At 79.6% G+C, this 235-nt stretch carries 1 protein-coding gene; it reads right to left on the minus strand.

Translation table 11 applies throughout. The features are described 5' to 3' along the window. Window positions 1-235, minus strand: a 235-nt coding sequence (locus tag R0J92_RS26700) for a flagellar hook-length control protein FliK (RefSeq protein ID WP_411053904.1), incomplete at both ends; no start/stop codon positions are given.

A 235-nucleotide genomic window follows, 5' to 3' on the forward strand; every position in this document is an offset into this window, starting at 1 on the left:
GGATTCGCCCGCGCCGTCCCCGGCGCCGGGCTCGCCGCCCCCGTCCGGGCCGCCATCGCCCCGGCCACCCTCGGCGAAGCCCTCGCGGCCCTCGCCGCCGTCGGCGCGCCCGCTGTCCACCGACACCTCCGCGTCGGCAAAGCCGCTCTCGGCGAGCATCGCCCGCAGGCGCGCACTGTCGGCGAGCAGGGCCTCGCGGGTGGCGGAGTGCTGGGCGAGGATGGACACGCTGGTG

This window comes from Tritonibacter sp. SIMBA_163 (assembly GCF_046535935.1).
Classification (GTDB): Bacteria; Pseudomonadota; Alphaproteobacteria; order Rhodobacterales; family Rhodobacteraceae; genus Epibacterium; species Epibacterium scottomollicae.